This window comes from Nodularia spumigena CCY9414, from assembly GCF_000340565.2.
GTDB classification, from domain to species: domain Bacteria; phylum Cyanobacteriota; class Cyanobacteriia; order Cyanobacteriales; family Nostocaceae; genus Nodularia; species Nodularia spumigena.
This window is the reverse complement of the sequence record NZ_CP007203.1, coordinates 3,426,774-3,446,518: the sequence shown is the minus strand read 5'-3', so window position 1 is coordinate 3,446,518 and position 19,745 is coordinate 3,426,774. Positions and strand designations below refer to the sequence as shown.

The following is a 19,745-nucleotide window of genomic DNA, read 5'->3' as shown; positions in this document are numbered from 1 at the left end:
ATGGCTTTTAGTAATTACAAAAGCATTGCAGAAGTTCTCAAAGCATTTCAAGTAACTTACACTGAAGCTAATTTTCTCAGTGCTGTTGAGTTTAAAGTATCTGATTACTTCCGCGAAGATTTAGAAACCATCATGCGGGATGGTGTGGTGGATAACTCAGAATTTGCTATTTGTGAAAATTTGATTTATCCCGTACTCAAAGAAGTTTGGAAAATTTACCGGAATAATTTCATTTTATGGAGTCATCAGTCATTCAACTATGATGAAAAATTATCCGGTTTTCCTGAGTATATTTTGGCTAAACGTTCCCCATTAGGAAAAGTTGTATTTGATAAACCATATTTCATTTTAGTAGAAGCCAAACAAGATAACTTTGAAGCTGGTTGGGCGCAATGTCTAGCAGAAATGATTGCTGCTCAAAGACTAAATGAAGAATATCCCATTATTATTTATGGGATAGTTTCTAATGGTGTTACATGGCAATTTGGGAACCTAGACAATGATAAATTTACCAAAAATATTACTCCCTACACTATTTATGAATTAGATAAATTATTTGCTGCTGTTAATTTCATTTTCCAACAGTGTGAAATACAGCTAAATAATTTAGTAGCAGCATAAACCGCAATATTTACTTAATAAAATTTAGCCATGCACAAAAGATTTGTCAACCACTGCACCATTCATTTAAGCATCATACCCGATGGACCAATTCTGATCAAATCAGGTAAAGAAGGAGCCGATCCCACAAAGCCAGATATGGAATTTGTCGAAACCTATCACGCTGGGGGACTTTCTATATATTTACCCGGAAGCAGTTTAAAAGGTGCAATTCGCGCCCATGCAGAACGTATAGTAAGAACTGTGGGTAAAGAAACCAGAACTAACTCAAATTTACCTTGGGCTAATGACCCATTAAATGATGACTATAAATATCTCAAAGATAAATCAACCAGCGATATTTATAAACTTTCTTCCTTCACAGACCAAATATTTGGTAATACTTCTATCGCCAGCAGACTGAGAATAGAAGATGCTTATCCTGATAAATCTATACCATTAAAACTTGAAGAAAGAAACGGCGTAGCCATTGATAGAGTATTTGGTTCTGTAGCAGTTGGTCCCTTTAATTATCAAGTCTGCACATCTGGAGAATTTCACACCAAAATACATTTAAAAAACTTCACATTGGGACAGTTGGGTTTAATTGGCTTAGTATTGCGTGACTTAAATGATGGTTGGTTTGGTTTAGGTTTCGCTAAATCTCGCGGTTTGGGTACTGTAGAAGTGAAATTAACTCAAGCTGTAGTGCAGTATCCCGGTTGTGAATTAAAAGATAAACAAATTCATGCTTTAGGTAGTGATAAACAATGGAATCACACTTACCTTTTAGGCGCTGGAGAATTTTTAGCACCAGCAGAAGCACAGTTATATGGTTTCCCCACAAAAGACAGTCAAGATACACCTGTTGCAGCCCAAGAAATGGATTTAGGTTTTGGCGTACAACTAACTTGGCGAGAGGGAACTGTTCATGATTTATTTGAACGTGGTGTTAGGTCTTGGAGTAAACTATTAGAGGTAACTAAATGACAGCTTTTGTAGGTGTAAAAAGACCTGTATCAGTTCCCGAATTGCTAAAATTAATAGAAAAATTAGCAATTAAACCTAGCTACTATTTTTTACGTTGGAATCATCAAGTTAGTGAAAATTGGGAAACAGCACCCGAAGAAAAACATTTCCCCATGCTTGAGGGACAGATGTTTAATGAACAATGCGAATTGAGATGGAAACGGAAACGTAACAACACTTATGAAGTTCTACTTTTAACTATCGCCCAAGAAGACCCAGAATTTATTAAAATAGGTAAAGATTGGGAAACTCAACAACGAGAAGCTCATTTAAACTCTCCCAAAGATAGACGCTTTCCCAAAAACATACCACCTGAAAAAACAGATATCTCCCAAAGATATTTTATCGATAAAAAAACAGCAACAATACACTTTGTCGCCCTGACAATAAAAAAATAAACACTCCACCTCTTCCTCTGTGCGTCTCTGCGTCTCTGCGTGAAATAAATCCATGACAAAAACTCCGCCCGAACTCCCACCAAAACCTTACCAACTCGTCTCATTCCCCAAAGAACGCCCCACCTTACAGCGTCCCGTGGGACATCACAAATATTTGAGCGATCGCCTGCATGGTACTTTATATCTTAAACTCAAAGTGCAGACATCCTTGCACGTCTCCACCGGCTTAGTCGTCATGGGTAGCGACATTGACAGCAAAGTGTCCCTAATCAAAACAATGGTACAGGGAGTTGACCAAAAACTCTCAATTCAAGGAAGTTCCCTCAAAGGCTGTATTCGCTCAGTATACGAAGCCATTACTAATAGTACCTTGGGGGCTGTAACTAATAAATATAGAGATAAAATTCCCCAGGAACGTTTACCTTGTAATAATCAAGAAAAACTTTGTCCAGCTAGTCGCGTATTTGGCGCATTAAATTGGCAAGGATTACTTGATTTTAATGATGCAACCTGTACAAATATGGATTTTTCTACAGGATTTATGCCTTCTTTATACGCTCCTCGTCCTAATCATCAGGCTTATGTTATCAGAGGTAAAGTAGCAGGACGGAAATTCTATTATAACACAAATAAAGCAATTGATAAAGGTGAAAATTCTGGAATTGCCGTACAGCAAGCCGGAAGAGAATACACGTTTGTTACCCAATTACACTTTAAGAATTTATTACCAGAAGAGTTAGGAACTTTGTTAATTGCTTTAGGACAAGACCCCAACTATCCCATAGCTTTAAAAGTTGGTGGTGGTAAACCCATTGGTATGGGAACTATGACTGTGAGTATAGATAAAATTGCCCAACCGCAAAGTTTAAAAGAGCGTTATTCATCTTATCAAATCAGTGCATCTGATGAATTAACGGGGGAAAAGTTAGCACAATTTAAACAGAGACATATTCAAACTGCTTACTTACGGTTAATTGAGGAAGATCAATTAAAAGAACTCGCCGCTATTTTACGTTACCCCAGCGATCGCCAACCGCCAACAGGAATGTATTAATTATGACTATAGCTGACTTAGGCTCGGAATCCTTAACCAATCAACAGTGGGAAATTGCCCATGCGATCGCCCAAACACTGGTAAAAGAAGAGACAGATTTTAACGAATTAGGAAAAGCGATCGCATATTTGCGGAGTATAGTAAATCAAACCAACGCCAGCGTGAAGTTTTTCACATACCTTAAAACCCTGGTCAGAGATGGTAAACAAATTGGACACAGTGGGAAAACTTTCGGATATTACCGGACTATAGAAGCAACCTGTAGTGATTATCTGCAAAAAGCCGATGCTCAAATCATACTGCAAATTTTAGGCTGGGTATATCGGCTGATGCGTTACTACAAAGATGGAGGTGTACCCATTGGCGAAATCGCCCCACCCACAGCATTTACTGTAGAATCAGCACGACAACAAGAAATTGCTAAAGCGATTGGTAATCGTAATTTTGCAGTTGGTGAAATAGTTGAGGCAATAGTTAGCGCTATTAAAAGTATTGAGGTGACTTATGAAATTGTAGTTACTAAGCAAAGATTAAGCAAAAAAGAACATAAAAAAGCAAAATCATTAAAAATAGGACAAAAAGTTAAAGTCGAAATTTTAGAGATTAAAGAAGATGGGAGTATAAAGAAGATTAGATTAATTGAGTGAAAAATATGCGTATTCTTTTATAGCTATCTTGTAGGTAAAGGTTATAACATAGATTATGAACCTAAAAGCGTCATTTTGGGTATGCCAATTTCAAAAATTACAGGAAAATGCGCCATGTACAAGCAGAAAAATTCTAATTTATTAGACTCAAAGCCTTCAGCATTAGTGATGGCAACTGACTCAACTTTTCAATCATCAAACAGCACGACGTTTTTAGTAATTAGGAAATCTAATAATATGGCTTACGAAGTAGAGTATACAGACGAGTTTGAGCAGTCCTGGCTAATGTTAGATGGAGCAACCCAGGTTTCTATTGATATCGCGGTTAAGCTACTTGAGGAAAAAGGTCCCAATCTTCCCTTTCCCCGTAGTTCTGATGTCAAGGGATCTCGTCACCGAAATATGCGAGAACTGAGGGTTCAACACAAAGGTGAACCGTATAGAGTTCTGTATGCTTTCGATCCCCGTAGAGTAGCAATACTCCTTTTATTAGGCAACAAAGTAGGTAATGACCGTTGGTACGAACAAAATGTACCCAAAGCAGATAAGCTCTATGATCAATATATAAGAGAACTTACAGATGAAGGATTAGTATGAAAACAAAGTCTTTTAGTGAACTACGAAAAAGAATGACACCTGAGCAAAGAGCAGAGAGCGAAACCCGTGCTAAACTTGCTTTACTTCATATGACTCTCCTAGAACTACAAGAGTCCTTGGAATTGACACAGAATAACGTAAAAACCGACCTCAGTGACGTTTTTTCTACTATTTCAGAGTTAGAGAACCAAGAAGACATTCCAATTTCCACTCTTTCCCGTTACATCAAAGCTCTTGGTGGCAACTTAAAAATAATAGCGAATTTTCCAAACGAAGAGATTACTCTGGCTCAATTTGAGTAGTATTTAATTTATTGTTACTCAGCCTCAAAAATAGCTTGACTTTTTAGTAAAGTTAAGCTATATTTTTTACACTAGGGAGTTTAAGTTTCTAAAATTTATTAATCCAATAAGACCCCGCAAGGGGATTGAAACACGCCTCTAGTATGATGACTGAATAGTTGTGTCAGTCTTCACCACTTCCCCGCAAGGGGACTAAACTAAAAATATAAGCGTTTCTGGCATTCTTTTACAGAATTTTTGACCGTTATAACCACCGAAGTTGTGACCTTGGCAATTTTGGGGGATAATCAACAAAGTTGGCGATCGCAAGAATACAGTGATGGACGCTGGGGATGTCGGCTGAGTTTGCAATTTCCCATCGTGAAACTATTGGACTATGAAGCCCATTGGTTAGAATTAGAACAAAGTGATAGTCCTTTTGCTGTACTGGTGATGGCGTTAAATAAACTGCTCTATCTACGCTCCCAAAATTTGTTCAACTGTCAAATCTAATTCGGCGAAAGTTGGAGATATAATTTTATCTGTACCTCGATAAGCCATTGATTGGTAAATGCCTTGTTCATTGAGAGTATATACAAAAATTGTTGGTTCTTTGGGATTGCCCAAATAATTACGACTACCAATAGCTAAATAATCCACAATCCAATATTCAGAAATACCCAAACGTTGATATTCATCGAGTTTATCTATATAGTCATCTTCCCAATTTGTAGAAACTATTTCTACAGCTAGTTGTAATGGTTCAATAAAAGCAGTGTAAGCAGATAAATTAGCATCCCACAGGTTTTTATCTACTACGCTAACATCAGGAACACGACCTTGTTCTTTACCACTTGCTGTTAAAGTTCTAATGGCAATTCTTCCCGATACCCTGTAATTGAGATTGCGACTTTCAACTTCAATATCAAATTTTCTAGTAAGAAAATCTGCTAAGTTATCGTGTTTTCTAGTTGCCTGGATCCGCATGATTTCTCCATTTACCAGTTCATAACGACCTTCTTCAGGAAAGTCGTAGTTAAGGAATTGATCAAAGGTGAGTCGGTTCTTAGTTATAGTCATAGTTGTAAATATGTGTAGTACATACAGCACATTTCATTTTGGTCAGGTACACAAGGGCGGGCAAGATGCCCACCCCACAAGAGTTTCACTATTGGCTTTTGTACCTCATATACTTGCAACCTGCTGTATCTTCTATTCTATGTTGTAGAAACGCTAGTGAAGCACAATTTGTTCAATGGTCATGATTTCACCTATGGTGCTATCAATAGCATAGCTATAGTTTAGGTGTTTTGAGGGGATAAGCGATCGCTTCTCATTAAAAGTTGCATAATCTAATGGTGCTTAGATTGTCAAAATATTTACTCAATAACTGTTCTCTCTGGTAATAGTTCTTGACCAAGTTTTTGTAATAGCGGATAGAGTGATACAGCCTTTTCCTTGAGTTTGAATGCAGGCTGAGGATTAAGATTCATACCTACATGAGCGATATCATTACGTAGTAGAGTCATTTGACTCCAAACTTTAACAAGTTCATCGGCTTGTGGTAAAGCTGCAAATTTATCATCACAACGACTAGGAGTGATCGGACGGGGTGATGGTTTAGCTTTTTCAACGGCATTATTTATGGCATATTCAACATATTTTCGACTGTTGTGGTTATCAAACATCGATTCATCAAACCGTAGCACTAATACAGAAATTAACCATTCACGGGCTAAGGTTACGGCCTGTACTATTCTATCTCGCTGAATGTACCACTCAATCATTTGTAACTGTAGCCATAAATTTTCAGCCAATGCTGCTTGATCAGTTGGATCTTCTAGAGCAAATTGTCCATACTCTTTAACAACCCTTTCTGAAAGTAATGAAAAGGGTTTAGCACGTTCAGCAAAACTTGCTGCTGCTTGTTTTAAGATTTCCTCTAACTTAGTAGCTGATTCCATTGTTTCAATTGGTCGAGTCACATTCAACGCTAAGGAAATATTTTCAATAATTTTAGCTGTTTTTTCTAAATTACTTCTTAATGGTCTACTGGCTGGATTATTACGTAATTCATCACCTGATGGAATAGCAGTTTTTAGTAAATTTGCTAGTGCTTGTCCATCTCCTATTTCTACAAAACGTTCTGTCGCTGTCAGCCAATCAATCATAGATACAAATTCAGATAAATCAATAACTGGAGCTATGCCATTATTAGAAGACCCTAATTCCCATGCGCCATAGTAAATAGCCTCAATCGTGACATTTTTAGCTGCTTTTAGATATGCCGCAAATAAAAACACCAGAAATGGTAAAGAACGTAAACCATGAGTAATGTCAAATATTACATGATCATTTTCATGAACTTTTTCAGTAATGGTTTTAAATGTTTCCCACATTTTTTCAGTGGTTTCACCGTTAGGAATTTCAACTGCTTGTATGCGCTCATCTCCTAGTTTTTCTAAAATAGGAAAAGTCCTTTTTTTAGCTTCACTGGTGACACAAACTAGCATAGAGTCATAATTACAAAACTGATGTATAGCTTCTGCAAATACTTCTCCATCATAATTCTCACCTTCAAAACTATATGTAGTTTTCTTTGCTTGAATTCCTAGAAATGTAATAATTGTTTTCATGATGTTCTCCTTGATGTATTTATTAATGTCTGACCCATACCCAAACGAGTTTTCATACCCGTACTAGAAAACCGGGCATATTGAACTAATAAATTAGCCACATTTGCTAATAAAGGATCAGCCCGGTTTAAAACTTGTAACGTTACCTCGCCAACAAAACCATTTAAAAAACCTTTATTTAATTGATAACTTCGAGTTTGAATTTTGTGATTTTTGATAAAAATAGCCTCACCAAGATAAGCAATTAAATCATCACTTCCTAAATAAATAGGCGCAAAATTATTCCAGCGTTCTAACCAACTGCGGAACATTAATGTAGGTAAAGGTAGAGGTAAATTTACTCCACCTTGAGCAAAGGCTGTAGGCGTAATAAACTGCAAGTCAAAACGCCTAACTGGTTCTGGCTCATTTCCCACTAAGTTTGTATATAATTCTTCATAGCTGGTGATTTCATCTTCACGATTGATAATGTTGAACTTTGCACCGAGAAATTCTAAAGAATCGCCAAGATTTAGATGAGAAATTGCTTTAGCTGAAACTTCATTCAATCCACACAAAGATAGTTGATAAGATTCCTCTGAATGGAAGGTGATAAAATCTCTGGAAGTGGAAGCAAAACCGATAATTCCTGAGTAAGAAACAGAGGGTATAGTCTCGCTTCCCATTTCTAAACCTAGCTGGTGATGCAGTTGCTTTACCAGTTCCAACCCATAGGAACGGGGTAAAACTGTGGATGTAGATACACTTAATGTCCAAGTAGAGTGAATTAGCATAAGTTTTATAAAGCTCTGAATTTCACCCATCCAGGAACAAATTTAATTTCGCCATTGCTATTCATCACTGTTCGCCGAGATTTTGGGGCTTCAAAACCAGGTGCTTTAATACCGCAAATATCGCGGATTTCTGCCCTCATTTCGTCGTCAAAACATAACCCAACTGTGGTTCCTGTCATTCCACTACCCCAACCTAGCCTGAGTGTATAGGGACATTTTTCTGGTTCGTATAAATCGCGGATATGATTAAAATCTAAATTTTTACCAGATGCTCTAGGGTTATTTTCTATTGTGTTCCAATAATCATGCTCATAGTCCCATTGTTCTTGAGCAAAATCTTCGCATATTTGTAATAATTCATTAAGGTTTTTAAAGGGTAATTTCATTCCTTGTTTATGCTCGAACCATGACAGCATTTCTGTATCTAAGGTGAGTGTAAATTCTGTGTTGACATTCCGCGCCATCTCAGCATAGATAGAGGCTTTATATTTGGCTAAATAATCAGGATATCTGCTGGAAACTATGACTTCACCCACAACGGAAAAATTGACGGGAATTGATTTACCTGTTTTACTGGGAACTTTTCTTTCAATTATCGGTTCAGAGTCGCTGACTTTTAAACAGCGTAAAAAATCTGTATTTTGACTGCTACCAGATAATTTTTTACCTTGATAATTGAGAGTATAGTTAGAGAAGAAATTATCCATAAATAGCTTGTCATCAGCAAACTTTTGTTTATGCTTATTTCTCAATTCTCCTAAACTATTTTTCAACCTGTCTTCAATTTGACTGCTGCGATATTCTAGAGGTACTTGATAACGGTCAGGATATTTGAGTAAATGATAGGCTATGGCTGTTCTGATTGCGCCTTTAATTGAGGAACCAGGGATAAATAAATATCCCATACCATTGCGAATCATCGGACGTAAATCTGTAATCCTTTCTTGGGTGAAGTTTTGGCTAATTGCATCTTTGGGAAAAATGGGATTTTCATCTGTGTCTTTTGCATTCCACCATTCATCGCCAAAGGCTTGTTTTAAAAGTCTGGTGATGTCTTGACGTTCTTCAATTACTTGAATATAGTCGTTTAAAAAACTTCCCCCCTTTTTTAATAATCCTTTAGCTAAGGCTTCTTGATTAGGAAGATAAACTTTTTTGGCTATCTGTACATATTCAAAAGGATTTAATTTAGATACAGATGAGCCAATATGTAAAAGTGGACTGGTTAACTGTATGCGTTTTGATTCGTAAAAGTCAGGTTTTTTAAGTGCAGATTCAGACGCAACAACCATGATTTTCTTTTTCCTGTACTTTAATTGGTAAACTTAAGCTAATACCACTCCGGTAAATACTGTGTTTTGTAAATTCTTTGGGTTTGACATCTACCAGTTTTCCTTGTGGTAGTGTGGAAAAAACAGAACCTTCACTAAACATTCTTACCATTTGGCGACGTAATTGACTTTCTGCTATCCAACCACCCCTTTCTAGAATTTCGTAACTGGAATTTTTGAGTAAGTCTGATGATATGTCATCATCCCAAAATAAACTCATCAAGGTATGGTGATTTCCCCCTTTAAAATTCACTACTTTTTGCCAATTTTTTGGTAATTCTAACCAGCTAACTTTAAATCTTCCTGCGCCACTAGAACGTTCTCCGCCAATTCCTTCTTCTCCTAAAAGATGTAATGCAGCTTGGAGTTTATCGGCTAATTTTTCACCTTCTGGAGAAAGTTCTAGGAGAAAGTATAAACCTGCGGGGTTTTTGTCTTTCTCCCAAGCAAATTGCACAAAGCCTGTATGATAAATGTTTGTCGCTCTGGTATTCCTATCTATGGCTATTTTGGGGAGTTGTTGAATTTTGCAAGCTTTGCTGTGGTTAAAGGTTTCTGCTGTTGCTAGTAGTTTTCCTTGGGTTTTATCCGAGATATGTTTTTCTAATTCCTCAGCATCATCTGTGGTGAATCCTGTTCCCTGATACCATCTTTCCCAAATTTCTAAGGGTAAATAGTTGAGTTTTTTGTAGGCTTTGAAAAATGCTAAATCCTCATCTGGGTAGTTGATGGGAAATTTTAGGGGACGGGGAAGATAGTAAATTATATTTACCCCCACTTGTCGATAGATAAATGTAGAACTGATGCGAAAGGGAGGTATGAGTTGGGGTTGTTTGTCGGTGGGAAATAGCTGTAATAATTCCTCTACTCCTTCTTTTTGAAACAACCTTGCATAGTTACTTACCCAGGCGCTAAATAAACTATCGGAACGGATGCGATCGCCTGTTGTTTCCATTCCAATTCCCACTTCCCCAAAGTGAGCTAAATTGCGCTCAAAATTCAGTTCTACTAATTTCCAAACACTCATGATTCATTCCCTGGTAATAGTCGCTGTATATACTCGCGTAAACTTCTGAAGTTATCTAAAAGTGCTTGAGTATTGGGAAAGGCTACATCCGCTTCACCAAAACTCAGACATGAGCCAAATTTTTCTAATATCAGCATCAATAAAGATAGGTTTTCCCAGTTATCTTTGAGATATTTTGAAAGTGCGTCATTAATCTCTGTTTTAAAGGCTTGCTGTTGTTCTGAAGTAGGTGCGGAATTTAAGGGATAAGGAATATCAGGATATTCTTTATCATCATTATCAATTGCTTTGAGTGGATGATAATGTTTTGTTGTTTCTTTCTGAGGTTTATCAGATAAGTTTACGCTGTCAAATACTAAGCTTAATATTTCAACTTTTGTCTCTGGTTTCCAATCTAATATTTCCTTTGCTCTAGTAACTTCTGGAAACTCATTTTTATCTAGATTATCTAGAGAAGGATGAGCAAAATTAGCCCATTTAGCCAAAGCTGAAATCGCCTGTTGAATAACCTGTAATGCAACCTTTTCAGAACTTATCACCATAAAATATTTCCATTACTGAAACTGCAAAATCTATATGAACTGGAATCGTCAGCGCCCCTTGTGTTAATCGTTTCTCTGCAAACCCACCTACAACCGTGCGAAGTAATGAATACCACCAGTTAGCAACGGCAAAACAGTATTAATTATATCTCCTTGAGTATGGAACTGACTATCAAGTTTTGCAATGATAAGTATGTTGAAATTTTGCCAAAATTATGGCAATTTACGTATATATTCGGTTTTTTTTAGCGCTATCTAAAAGCTATCAATCAATTAAATCACCGAGTTTATAGGCAGGATTATGTGTGATAGAAATTACATATTTGCCTATTTTAGGGTCAAATAAACCAATAGCACCGTAAATATGACTAAGTTTGTGAGCTAAAACAAAGGCTACAGGTATAGAAATCGGTCCGTTAATCTTTAGCAGTTGTCCTCCTGTGAGTTCTCCCGATGTTGTCATTTCCTCAAGTCGCGCGGCTGCATCCTTGACAATTTGATCGTTCTGAGCAGGTTCGCCAAATCTCACTCGTAATATCCCGTCTTTGAATTCGATGTTGTAGGTAGTCATTGCTGCGGTGTTTTTCCATCAATAGCTACATCATACACGGGTGTTGGAAGAGGCTTTTTCCAATGGGTTAGGTGCAAGATGTGAGTTATGATATTTTTGCTATTTTGACTAGAAATAACTGTGAGTGAAGTACGAGCCGACTATGATGGTGCTTGGAAGGAAGGTGTAGAACAATATTTTGAAGCGTTTCTAGCATTCTTTTTTCCAGAAATTCAAGCAGAAATTGACTGGACGCGAGGCTATGAGTTTCTTGACAAAGAACTTCAGCAATTGATGAGAGAATCTGAGGTTGGTAAGCAAGTCGTCGATAAGCTGATTAAAATTTGGCTAAATGATGGAAAGGAAACCTGGCTGTTGGTACATTTGGAAATTCAAAGTCAAGTTGATCCCAACTTTGCTAAACGGATGTTTTCGTACCATTACAGAATTTTTGACCGTTATAACCAAGAAGTTGTGAGCTTGGCAATTTTGGGGGATAATCAACCAAGTTGGCGATCGCAAGAATACAGTTATGAACGCTGGGGATGTCGGCTGAGTCTGCAATTTCCCATTGTGAAACTACTGGACTATGAAGCCCGTTGGTTAGAATTAGAACAAAGTGATAGTCCTTTTGCTGTACTGGTGATGGCGCACCTGCGGACACAAGCTACAACTCAAGATTTAACAGGTCGATTGCGCTGGAAGTTGAGCCTGATTAAACGAATGTATGAGTTAGGCTATAGTAGAGATAAAATCTCTCAGCTATTCCGGTTGCTGGACAGATTAATGACTTTACCACCGGATTTAGACTTGAATTTCAAAACTGAATTGAAGCGTTTTGAGGCTGAAAAAGAGATGAGATACATAACAAGCATAGAACGCATAGGTATAGCAGAGGCTACCCAGCAGTCTATAGCTAAGATACTTAAACTGCGATTTCAAGATGTTCCTCCTGAATTAGTGGAACAACTCAATAAGTTATATGATATTGAATCGCTGAATCAGCTATTGGAAAAAGCTGTCACCACAGCGTCAATTGCTGAGTTTCAGCAGGAATTAAACCAGGAAGATACAGACACAGATGATCAAAAAATCTGAGGTGGAACAAGACACGAGATATATCACAAGCATAGAACGCATAAGCATAGCAGAAGGTAGACATCAGGCTATTGCTATAGTTTTAGAAGCTCGATTTAATCATGTTCCTCCCGAATTGGTTGAACAACTCAATCAAATTTATGATCATGCTCGGCTGAAGCCATTGTTAAAAAAGGCTAGTATTACAAGGTCAATTTCTGAGTTTCAGCAGGAATTAAACCAGGATGGTGTTGAGTAAATTCATCGCATCCCTACCCCCAAGCTGTATAGAAATGTCTCGGCTGTGATGTTTGATAAAATACTGGACAAGCTCAAATAATCGGTTTATGATTTTTATTAGCTTGATTTTTGGCAGACCTCTAGTGAGGTCAAAAACCCTGGGGGGTTCGCCAAATCGCCAGAACCTTGATAATTCAATAGTTATAGCGTTTCCACTGTTTCTGTTATCAGTGTTTCAGGTTTATTTCTTGGTCAGAAAATACTTTCCGCTAAAATATTCCCCGCAAGGGGACTGAAACATTTGATTTTCCTAGTATATTCACGGTACTGGGCTTATTTATTTTACCAAAATTTGATCGATAATATATTTAAAATGAATCGTACCAGAGAAACATGACAATCATCTATACACGACTAGAGGATTTTCTTGCTGCCAAGAAATGGAGAAAAGCCGACCACGAAACCCAAGCACTATTGCTAAAAATTACAGTCAGAGAAAAAGAGCAATGGATGCGAGACTTAGATGTTGATGAATACGAATTGCCTCCATCAGACTTAAAAATGATTGATGATTTGTGGGCAGATTATAGTCAAGGACGCTTGGGAGCAACGCGATTTTGTGAAGTTGGGTCAAAAAGTAGCGATCGCCAATAACCTCTTCTCAGTAGCAAAATAAATTTATCACTTAATGTTGCGTATAAATACATAAATACTTCCTACCTGTTCTGTAATGGCGACAAAAAAAGGTAAAATTCCCTTTAAATAGTGTTTTTAGATAGGGAATATCTGCCTTTTATGACAAAAAATATATGTGCAAGTCTTGATTTAAATACATCAATAAAAACTTTTCAATCGAATGCTACAAAACTTTTAGATTTTGCGAATATCCCAGAATGGGATGGGAAAAAGCTCAAAGAGCGAGAAGAAGAAATTAGAGTTCAGGCACTCATTTTAGCTGGACAATGTATGGCTATTTTATTATATAATCTTTCGATATCACCGAAGATTCTTGACTACTCTGTTGCTCAAACACAAGGATGGAGAAGCACAAAAACACAAAAACATGGTTATAAAAAGCGACAAATAGTAACAATTGGAAATGTCGAAGTAACTTTAAACTTACCTTATGTACTTGAACGAAATCCGAAAAGTAAAAAATCTGATAGTTCTTCACTCAATAAGCAAAAAATCAAAACCTCAAATCAAGGATTTTGTCCGTTTTTAAAGTGGCTAGGGATGTCTGAAGGTATTACCCCTTTGGTTTGGTCAACAATTGCCAAATATGGTACAATAGCAAGTTCTTTTGATGCAGCACATTCGACTCTGATAGATTGGGGAATAAATGTTAGTTTAAAACGAATCGAACGTCTGACTTACCTTTTTGGTAAAATTGGTATTAATCTTCGCCAATCGAAAATATTACATCTGGAGATGGATAACTTATCTGATAGTAATGTTCTCAAAGACCAACGAGTTGTCATCGCTGTAGATGGTGGAAGAACTAAAATTAGGTTTAATAAAAAAGGTAGACCCAGTAGCAAAACAAACCGTCATGGCTTTGTCGGTGAATGGATGGAGCCAAAGTTACTAACAATTTATGTCGTAAATGAACAAGGTAAAAAAATTAGAACATCAGCAATACCTATTACTAATGATGGCACATATTCCGGTTATAAAGAGTTTCTGAAAATTTTAGAAATGTACTTAGTAAATTTGGGGATAAGCCAAGCTAAACAGGTGTTATTGATTGCCGATGGTGCAGAGTGGATATGGATACACATTCCCCCGTTATTAAAAAAGCTAAAATGTCCATCCGAAACTTATCAATTATTAGATTTGTATCACGCTGTATCACATTTAAAAGATTTTGCTGATGCTGCTTTTAGTACAGATAATGAAAGTCAATTATGGTTTAAAAAAGCTCGAAAAGCTTTAAAGAAAGGGCAAACGCTAGATTTAATGAGAAACATGGGTGAATTTATCTCTGGCGCGACTGGAGAACGCTGTAAAATTTTAGTGCGAGAGCGAAATTATATTTTAAAAGCCTATAGAAGGAGGCTGTTAAAATATAACGAGGTGGCATCTCAAAAGCTTCCTCTTGGTAGTGGCGCAGTTGAAAGTTTAATTCGTCAAGTTGTTAATTTACGCATGAAAGGAAACAGTAAGTTTTGGTTACAAAATAATGCAGAAATTATGTTACATCTGCGTTGTCAATGGATAGCTAAAACTTGGGATAATTTTTGTGATTCTATTTTTAATTCTTTGATCAAATCCCCAACTGGGTAATAAATTTTATACTTTAATTCTTCCTTTAATTTATTTTCTGCTGTAATTGATACCAAACATTCAAGAGATATTACAGAAAATTTTGGAAATAATCGTCAAATGATTTACTAGCAATCTTTTTGAGATATCTCATCAAGATAATTTATCGTGTAAATACGTTTATATATTGTAAATAAAATTACTTTGTACTGAAAAAAGATGATTAGCGATCGCTACTTTTTGACCCAACTTCACAAAATCGCGTTGCTCCCTTCTTTACCTTGAGTTTCATCGTCTTGGTTTACTACGTCTTCTACTACTATACACATATTGACTCGTATTGACTACTATTTATTTCATGAATATTTTGCTCTTCGGCTATTTTTTTCTTGTAAGCCCTAAGGAAGTAAAGTTTGGAGGAAAAGCAGTGCATGATAGCCATAAAATCCTGCATTAACTCTTCGTGCGGTGATAGTTTGGCATTGTTTACCACAACAATTTTGCAGCCGTGAAGGTTGCAAAACCACTCAACGAACTCAAAGCCAAATCTGCATAACCTGTCCTTGTGTCCCACGACAATTTCAGAGATTTGATTCGGGAGCAACTTGAGTCATTAATTTAAGAAAGTTTTTCCGCTTCCAGTTCATGCCACTAGCCACATCCTTAACGACTCGACATCCTGGGTAAGTTTTGCCTAAAAATTCTATTTGTGTGTCAAGGTCTAACAACTGGGTTTTTGTGCTGACACGGGCATAAAGAACCCGCTCTTTATCCGTTGAGACTGTTTTGATAAATGCTGACTCTGGATATCTTCGATGTCCACCAGGGGAACGGATACATTCTATTTTCCCTAAGTCAGCCCATTCTGCCGTCGTCTTAGGGTGATAGCCAAATTGTTTGTAAACTTGTTCTGGGGTTAGGTATTTCATCTTTCGGTTAAATAGGATTAACCCCAGTATACTACGTTATTTTAGGATTTGAGAGTGCGGCAATATTTTTTAATATAGCTGCAAAGAAGATGATCAGCAACTATTTTCATTTCTATTGCAACAATTCCAAACCTGTTATGGAGACGTTGTATACAACGTCTCTGTTTGGTGGAAATAACTAATGGCTAACCATTAAATAAGTCTAAATCTGTGACTGCTCCAACACTGCTAGAAGATACTAATTTGGCATATTTAGCAAGTACGCCTTTGGTGTAACGGGGTGGAAGGGGTTGCCAATTGGCACGTCTACGGGCTAATTCTTCATCTGAGACGTTCAATTGCAAGAGGCGATTAGAGGCATCAATGGTAATGCTATCACCTTCTTCTACAAGAGCGATCGCACCACCAACGGCTGCTTCTGGGGCTACGTGACCAACTACCATGCCGTAAGTACCGCCGGAAAAGCGCCCATCAGTAATTAAACCTACTGCATCGCCTAACCCAGCCCCAATAATTGCTGAGGTGGGAGCAAGCATTTCTCTCATACCAGGGCCACCCTTGGGACCTTCGTAACGAATTATGAGAACATCCCCGGCATTAATTTTATTTGCGAGGATGGCATCTAAACAGGATTCCTCAGACTCAAATACCCGTGCAGGGCCAGTAATAATCGGCTTTTTAACTCCGGTGATTTTGGCTACAGCCCCTTCTGTGGCTAGGTTGCCTTTGAGGATGGCTAAGTGTCCTTGAGCATACATGGGGTTATTCCAAGGACGAATCACATCTTGGTCGGTACGTGGTTCTGCGGAGATATCTGCTAAGACTTCTGCTACTGTTTTACCTGTGATAGTTAAGCAGTCGCCGTGGAGTAAATCATGCACAAGTAACATTTTCATGACTTGAGGTATTCCGCCAGCTTTGTGCAGGTCTGTGGCGACATATTTACCACTGGGTTTTAAATCACAGATAACTGGGACACGTCCACGGATGGTTTCAAAATCATCTAGTGTGAGTTCTACTCCAGCTGCACGAGCGATCGCTAAAAAGTGCAATACTGCATTTGTGGAACCACCCACTGCCATAATTACTGAAATGGCATTTTCTATAGATTTACGGGTGATAATCTGCCGAGGTAAGATTTGCTTACGTATGGCTTCTACTAAAGCAACTGCTGATTTTTGCGTACTGTCGGCTTTTTCAGCATCTTCGGCTGCCATTGTGGAAGAATAAGGTAAGCTCATGCCCATTGCTTCAAAAGCGGAAGACATGGTATTTGCTGTAAACATCCCACCGCAGGAACCAGCACCAGGACAAGCTTCACGTTCCACTGCTAAGAGTTCATCACCATCAATTTTACCGGCGCTGTATTGACCAACTGCTTCAAAGGAACTCACGACGGTTAAATCTTTACCATCGTAGTGACCGGGTTTAATTGTGCCACCATAAACAAAAATAGCAGGAATATTCATGCGCGCCATCGCTAGCATTGCCCCTGGCATATTTTTATCACAGCCACCAATAGCCAAAACGCCATCCATACTTTGTCCAGTACAGGCGGTTTCAATGGAATCAGCAATAACTTCTCGTGACACTAGGGAATATTTCATCCCCTCGGTTCCCATAGAAATCCCATCACTAATGGTGATAGTACCGAACATTTGCGGCATTGCCCCAGCTTCTCTTACGCCAATTTCGGCTCTTAGTGCTAGTTTATTAATTCCCATATTGCAGGGAGTGATTGTACTGTAGCCATTAGCAATGCCGACAATGGCTTTATTAAAATCTTCGTCCTTAAAACCCACTGCACGCAGCATAGCTCGATTAGGCGATCGCTGCACTCCTTGGGTAACAACTTGGCTTCTTAAATTCTCCGACATTTTTTTTCCTTCCATGCCATCATCGCTGGGATTGCGATTGTATTACCTGATTTTCCCATGTATAGATAGCATAATTCAGCAGCAGTCATTAGTCATTGGTCATTGGTCATTGGTCATTGGTCATTGGTCATTGGGAAAAAACTTCTCCTCTGCTCCCCACTCCCCACTCCCTACTCCCCACTCCCTACTCCCCCATTTAAAAAGGTAAAAACTGGAGCAAAACTGAGCCAAGACTGCCTACAAAGTCGAAAAAGCTGGGTTTACCAGTGCTGACTTTCTCAGAGTAGGGTGTTTGTAGTTCTTTCATAAAAGCTTCTGCGGTTTGGATTCCTACTTCGTTTTCTTGGGCTTTAAACATTTTTTCGGCAGTTTGAGCATCTTGGAATGCGCCTGATCGGTCAAATATTTGGTAACGAGCAACACCACGGGCTAAGTAAGCACCTGCGTATTCTGGCTGAGATGCGATCGCTTGATCAAAATAATAAATTGCTTGCTTTTGATTACCTTTTTGTGCTTCTGCAACCCCTAAAGCATAGAATTCTTCTGGTGTAGCAATTTGCATGGGTATACCAATAGCACCTTGAAAGTTAACGCCATCCAGGTAAGCACCATTAAATTCTGTATTGGCTAAAAAGGTGTTTCTCAAATCAGCACCCATTAGATTTGCACCACTGAGTCTAGCTTGGCTGAGGTTAACGCCAAACAAACCAGCACCGCTTAAGTTTGCGCCTCTTAAATCAGCACCGCTTAAATTCGCACGACTGAGGTTAGCATTTGTTAAATTAGCACCGCTTAGATCCGCTCCCGATAAGTCAGCCATGACTAAACCAGCATTACTTAGGTCACAGTTTTGACATTCCTTGGTAGCTAATAACTGTCTGACGTGTTCAAAGTTGGCTGCTTGGGCAGTTGTGGTCAGACTAATGGTAGTTAAAAATACAAGTGTGGCTAAAATTGGGCTTTTCATATACATTACTTAATACACAAGCTTAAGCTATACATTTATACTTAAACCTATGATATGAGTAACCCGGATTTCTCACAAGAGAAAAAAATCATTAATAAAACAATCGCTCTTCACTATGGGCGAGGCGAGATGAAATACTTTATTTATATACATTTTCGCAGTTTTTGACCCTTTTCTTTGATTTCTTTGTCAGAAATTCGGGTGAAAGCTCTGCGAAAACCAGAGCGCTCGCTCTTCCCTATAGCGGTATGCACTTCAATGAAGTACATCATAGCCCCCTCCTCGCACCCCCCGAAATCCCCCCGTTGCGGGGGGAAGAAAAGGATAAACCTTTGATATGGGAGGGGGTTGGGGGTGGGGTTGTTGTATCTCACTTAACTGATAATCGCTATAGCAACTTTGGTTATGCAAGAAATTGGAGATTTAAATAACTAACACCAAATACGACCACGACGGAAAGGTTTATCAGGTTCAGTTTGTGCAGCTTTTTGTCTAGCCATTTCCTGTGACCAAAAACCATAATCTTCCAAACCAGTAGATAACAACTTACGTTCAATTTCTGCTGGTGCTTGAGGTTCTGGTTGACTGGAATTTGCGGGGGTTTTCTTTTGTTTACTCATAATTTTGATAATTCCTAAAACATACATCTACAAGAGGACTTAATTTGCTGATAACTGCGATTTTGAAAAGCAGCAGGATCATTATAGTTAGCACCATGTAATAAATCCATGCGAATATGAACTAAGTCTTCAACTCTGCCATGAATCACATCAACAGACCGATGAGGATAAATAATATCCGGTCTTTTTACTGGCGGGGAAAGTTTAGGTAATCTCATATCAATTTTAGATTGTAGATTTTGGATTTTGGAAACCGCAATATCCCCGACTTCTTTTTTGATTCTATAAAAGAAATGATAATTTAA

23 protein-coding genes and 1 pseudogene are annotated in these 19,745 nt (G+C 38.1%); 12 read left to right on the top strand and 12 right to left on the bottom strand.

Annotated elements, in window-relative coordinates:
* From NSP_RS15030 to NSP_RS14995, 8 genes and pseudogenes are all read left to right on the top strand, one after another.
* Positions 1-621, top strand: a complete 621-nt coding sequence (locus tag NSP_RS15030; RefSeq protein ID WP_006197828.1) for a hypothetical protein — start codon at positions 1-3, stop codon at positions 619-621.
* A gap of 30 nt (positions 622-651) precedes the next feature.
* On the top strand, positions 652-1,590 hold the full coding sequence (locus NSP_RS15025; RefSeq protein WP_006197827.1) for an RAMP superfamily CRISPR-associated protein: 939 nt from the start codon (positions 652-654) through the stop codon (positions 1,588-1,590).
* A complete protein-coding gene (locus NSP_RS15020) occupies positions 1,587-2,027 on the top strand; it encodes a hypothetical protein (RefSeq protein WP_006197826.1) in 441 nt (146 codons plus the stop codon). The genes NSP_RS15025 and NSP_RS15020 overlap by 4 nt, the downstream gene beginning before the upstream one ends.
* A 52-nt stretch (positions 2,028-2,079) precedes the next feature.
* Entirely contained in the window at positions 2,080-3,081 is a 1,002-nt protein-coding gene (locus NSP_RS15015) for an RAMP superfamily CRISPR-associated protein (RefSeq protein ID WP_006197825.1), read from the top strand.
* A gap of 2 nt (positions 3,082-3,083) precedes the next feature.
* Positions 3,084-3,728 (top strand): S1 domain-containing protein, encoded by a 645-nt coding sequence (locus NSP_RS15010; protein ID WP_006197824.1) that lies wholly within the window; start codon positions 3,084-3,086, stop codon positions 3,726-3,728.
* Positions 3,729-3,809: 81 nt separating this feature from the next.
* Positions 3,810-4,325: a type II toxin-antitoxin system RelE/ParE family toxin gene (locus NSP_RS15005; RefSeq protein WP_306424110.1), complete on the top strand. Its 516-nt coding sequence runs from the start codon at positions 3,810-3,812 to the stop codon at positions 4,323-4,325.
* A complete protein-coding gene (locus NSP_RS15000) occupies positions 4,322-4,627 on the top strand; it encodes an XRE family transcriptional regulator (protein WP_006197822.1) in 306 nt (101 codons plus the stop codon). The genes NSP_RS15005 and NSP_RS15000 overlap by 4 nt, the downstream gene beginning before the upstream one ends.
* A 218-nt stretch (positions 4,628-4,845) precedes the next feature.
* Positions 4,846-5,095, top strand: a pseudogene (locus NSP_RS14995) (transposase); the annotation flags it as partial.
* Here NSP_RS14995 and NSP_RS14990 read toward each other — a convergent pair.
* From NSP_RS14990 to NSP_RS14960, 7 genes are all read right to left on the bottom strand, one after another.
* A complete protein-coding gene (locus tag NSP_RS14990) occupies positions 5,084-5,686 on the bottom strand; it encodes a Uma2 family endonuclease (protein ID WP_006197820.1) in 603 nt (200 codons plus the stop codon). The pseudogene NSP_RS14995 and the gene NSP_RS14990 overlap by 12 nt on opposite strands.
* Before the next feature lie 299 nt (positions 5,687-5,985).
* Positions 5,986-7,242, bottom strand: a complete 1,257-nt coding sequence (gene csx2, locus NSP_RS14985; protein WP_006197819.1) for a TIGR02221 family CRISPR-associated protein — start codon at positions 7,240-7,242, stop codon at positions 5,986-5,988.
* Positions 7,239-8,015, bottom strand: a complete 777-nt coding sequence (gene cas6, locus NSP_RS14980) for a CRISPR system precrRNA processing endoribonuclease RAMP protein Cas6 (protein ID WP_006197817.1) — start codon at positions 8,013-8,015, stop codon at positions 7,239-7,241. The genes csx2 and cas6 overlap by 4 nt, the downstream gene beginning before the upstream one ends.
* 5 nt (positions 8,016-8,020) lie before the next feature.
* Positions 8,021-9,307 carry a type III-A CRISPR-associated RAMP protein Csm5 gene (gene csm5 / locus NSP_RS14975; protein ID WP_006197816.1) on the bottom strand — a complete coding sequence of 429 codons (1,287 nt, stop codon included), beginning with the start codon at positions 9,305-9,307 and terminating at the stop codon, positions 8,021-8,023.
* Positions 9,291-10,373: a type III-A CRISPR-associated RAMP protein Csm4 gene (gene csm4, locus NSP_RS14970; protein WP_017804194.1), complete on the bottom strand. Its 1,083-nt coding sequence runs from the start codon at positions 10,371-10,373 to the stop codon at positions 9,291-9,293. Before csm4 ends, csm5 begins: the two co-directional genes overlap by 17 nt.
* Entirely contained in the window at positions 10,370-10,915 is a 546-nt protein-coding gene (locus NSP_RS14965; RefSeq protein WP_006199214.1) for a hypothetical protein, read from the bottom strand. Before NSP_RS14965 ends, csm4 begins: the two co-directional genes overlap by 4 nt.
* Positions 10,916-11,180: 265 nt before the next feature.
* Positions 11,181-11,486, bottom strand: a complete 306-nt coding sequence (locus NSP_RS14960) for a CRISPR-associated protein Csx3 (protein ID WP_006199213.1) — start codon at positions 11,484-11,486, stop codon at positions 11,181-11,183.
* Positions 11,487-11,606: 120 nt separating this feature from the next.
* Here NSP_RS14960 and NSP_RS14955 point away from each other — a divergent pair, with 120 nt between their 5' ends.
* The 4 genes from NSP_RS14955 to NSP_RS14940 all read left to right on the top strand — a co-directional run bounded on the left by NSP_RS14955 (position 11,607) and on the right by NSP_RS14940 (position 15,068).
* On the top strand, positions 11,607-12,563 hold the full coding sequence (locus tag NSP_RS14955) for an RpnC/YadD family protein (protein WP_006199212.1): 957 nt from the start codon (positions 11,607-11,609) through the stop codon (positions 12,561-12,563).
* Positions 12,547-12,801 carry a hypothetical protein gene (locus NSP_RS14950; protein ID WP_006199211.1) on the top strand — a complete coding sequence of 85 codons (255 nt, stop codon included), beginning with the start codon at positions 12,547-12,549 and terminating at the stop codon, positions 12,799-12,801. The genes NSP_RS14955 and NSP_RS14950 overlap by 17 nt, the downstream gene beginning before the upstream one ends.
* A 374-nt stretch (positions 12,802-13,175) precedes the next feature.
* Positions 13,176-13,436 carry a GUN4 domain-containing protein gene (locus tag NSP_RS14945; RefSeq protein WP_006199210.1) on the top strand — a complete coding sequence of 87 codons (261 nt, stop codon included), beginning with the start codon at positions 13,176-13,178 and terminating at the stop codon, positions 13,434-13,436.
* A gap of 141 nt (positions 13,437-13,577) precedes the next feature.
* On the top strand, positions 13,578-15,068 hold the full coding sequence (locus NSP_RS14940; RefSeq protein ID WP_006198069.1) for an ISLre2 family transposase: 1,491 nt from the start codon (positions 13,578-13,580) through the stop codon (positions 15,066-15,068).
* Between the two features lie 560 nt (positions 15,069-15,628).
* Here NSP_RS14940 and NSP_RS14930 read toward each other — a convergent pair.
* The 5 genes from NSP_RS14930 to NSP_RS14905 form a co-directional block, all read right to left on the bottom strand.
* Positions 15,629-15,976 carry a recombinase family protein gene (locus NSP_RS14930; RefSeq protein ID WP_006194895.1) on the bottom strand — a complete coding sequence of 116 codons (348 nt, stop codon included), beginning with the start codon at positions 15,974-15,976 and terminating at the stop codon, positions 15,629-15,631.
* A gap of 185 nt (positions 15,977-16,161) precedes the next feature.
* Complete coding sequence (gene ilvD / locus NSP_RS14925) at positions 16,162-17,853, bottom strand: dihydroxy-acid dehydratase (RefSeq protein WP_042202732.1); 1,692 nt, start codon at positions 17,851-17,853, stop codon at positions 16,162-16,164.
* Positions 17,854-18,049: 196 nt separating this feature from the next.
* On the bottom strand, positions 18,050-18,820 hold the full coding sequence (locus NSP_RS14920) for a pentapeptide repeat-containing protein (RefSeq protein WP_006198024.1): 771 nt from the start codon (positions 18,818-18,820) through the stop codon (positions 18,050-18,052).
* Between the two features lie 431 nt (positions 18,821-19,251).
* Entirely contained in the window at positions 19,252-19,440 is a 189-nt protein-coding gene (locus tag NSP_RS14910) for a cyanobactin biosynthesis PatC/TenC/TruC family protein (RefSeq protein ID WP_231859478.1), read from the bottom strand.
* 14 nt (positions 19,441-19,454) lie between these two features.
* Positions 19,455-19,658, bottom strand: coding sequence for a cyanobactin biosynthesis system PatB/AcyB/McaB family protein (locus NSP_RS14905; RefSeq protein ID WP_006198021.1), 204 nt, complete (start codon positions 19,656-19,658; stop codon positions 19,455-19,457).
* Positions 19,659-19,745 lie beyond the last annotated feature (87 nt).

Bases quoted from the DNA above. Each gene is read 5' to 3' on its own strand.
- NSP_RS14940 (WP_006198069.1), top strand. From the start codon at position 13,578: ATGACAAAAAATATATGTGCAAGTCTTGATTTAAATACATCAATAAAA.
- csm4 (WP_017804194.1), bottom strand. From the start codon at position 10,373: ATGAGTGTTTGGAAATTAGTAGAACTGAATTTTGAGCGCAATTTAGCT.
- NSP_RS15010 (WP_006197824.1), top strand. From the start codon at position 3,084: ATGACTATAGCTGACTTAGGCTCGGAATCCTTAACCAATCAACAGTGG.
- csx2 (WP_006197819.1), bottom strand. From the start codon at position 7,242: ATGAAAACAATTATTACATTTCTAGGAATTCAAGCAAAGAAAACTACA.
- NSP_RS15030 (WP_006197828.1), top strand. From the start codon at position 1: ATGGCTTTTAGTAATTACAAAAGCATTGCAGAAGTTCTCAAAGCATTT.
- NSP_RS14905 (WP_006198021.1), bottom strand. From the start codon at position 19,658: ATGAGATTACCTAAACTTTCCCCGCCAGTAAAAAGACCGGATATTATT.
- cas6 (WP_006197817.1), bottom strand. From the start codon at position 8,015: ATGCTAATTCACTCTACTTGGACATTAAGTGTATCTACATCCACAGTT.
- NSP_RS14945 (WP_006199210.1), top strand. From the start codon at position 13,176: ATGACAATCATCTATACACGACTAGAGGATTTTCTTGCTGCCAAGAAA.
- NSP_RS15020 (WP_006197826.1), top strand. From the start codon at position 1,587: ATGACAGCTTTTGTAGGTGTAAAAAGACCTGTATCAGTTCCCGAATTG.
- NSP_RS14910 (WP_231859478.1), bottom strand. From the start codon at position 19,440: ATGAGTAAACAAAAGAAAACCCCCGCAAATTCCAGTCAACCAGAACCT.
- NSP_RS14965 (WP_006199214.1), bottom strand. From the start codon at position 10,915: ATGGTGATAAGTTCTGAAAAGGTTGCATTACAGGTTATTCAACAGGCG.
- NSP_RS15025 (WP_006197827.1), top strand. From the start codon at position 652: ATGCACAAAAGATTTGTCAACCACTGCACCATTCATTTAAGCATCATA.
- ilvD (WP_042202732.1), bottom strand. From the start codon at position 17,853: ATGTCGGAGAATTTAAGAAGCCAAGTTGTTACCCAAGGAGTGCAGCGA.
- NSP_RS15000 (WP_006197822.1), top strand. From the start codon at position 4,322: ATGAAAACAAAGTCTTTTAGTGAACTACGAAAAAGAATGACACCTGAG.
- NSP_RS14920 (WP_006198024.1), bottom strand. From the start codon at position 18,820: ATGAAAAGCCCAATTTTAGCCACACTTGTATTTTTAACTACCATTAGT.
- NSP_RS15005 (WP_306424110.1), top strand. From the start codon at position 3,810: ATGCCAATTTCAAAAATTACAGGAAAATGCGCCATGTACAAGCAGAAA.
- NSP_RS14960 (WP_006199213.1), bottom strand. From the start codon at position 11,486: ATGACTACCTACAACATCGAATTCAAAGACGGGATATTACGAGTGAGA.
- NSP_RS15015 (WP_006197825.1), top strand. From the start codon at position 2,080: ATGACAAAAACTCCGCCCGAACTCCCACCAAAACCTTACCAACTCGTC.
- NSP_RS14930 (WP_006194895.1), bottom strand. From the start codon at position 15,976: ATGAAATACCTAACCCCAGAACAAGTTTACAAACAATTTGGCTATCAC.
- NSP_RS14990 (WP_006197820.1), bottom strand. From the start codon at position 5,686: ATGACTATAACTAAGAACCGACTCACCTTTGATCAATTCCTTAACTAC.
- csm5 (WP_006197816.1), bottom strand. From the start codon at position 9,307: ATGGTTGTTGCGTCTGAATCTGCACTTAAAAAACCTGACTTTTACGAA.
- NSP_RS14950 (WP_006199211.1), top strand. From the start codon at position 12,547: ATGATCAAAAAATCTGAGGTGGAACAAGACACGAGATATATCACAAGC.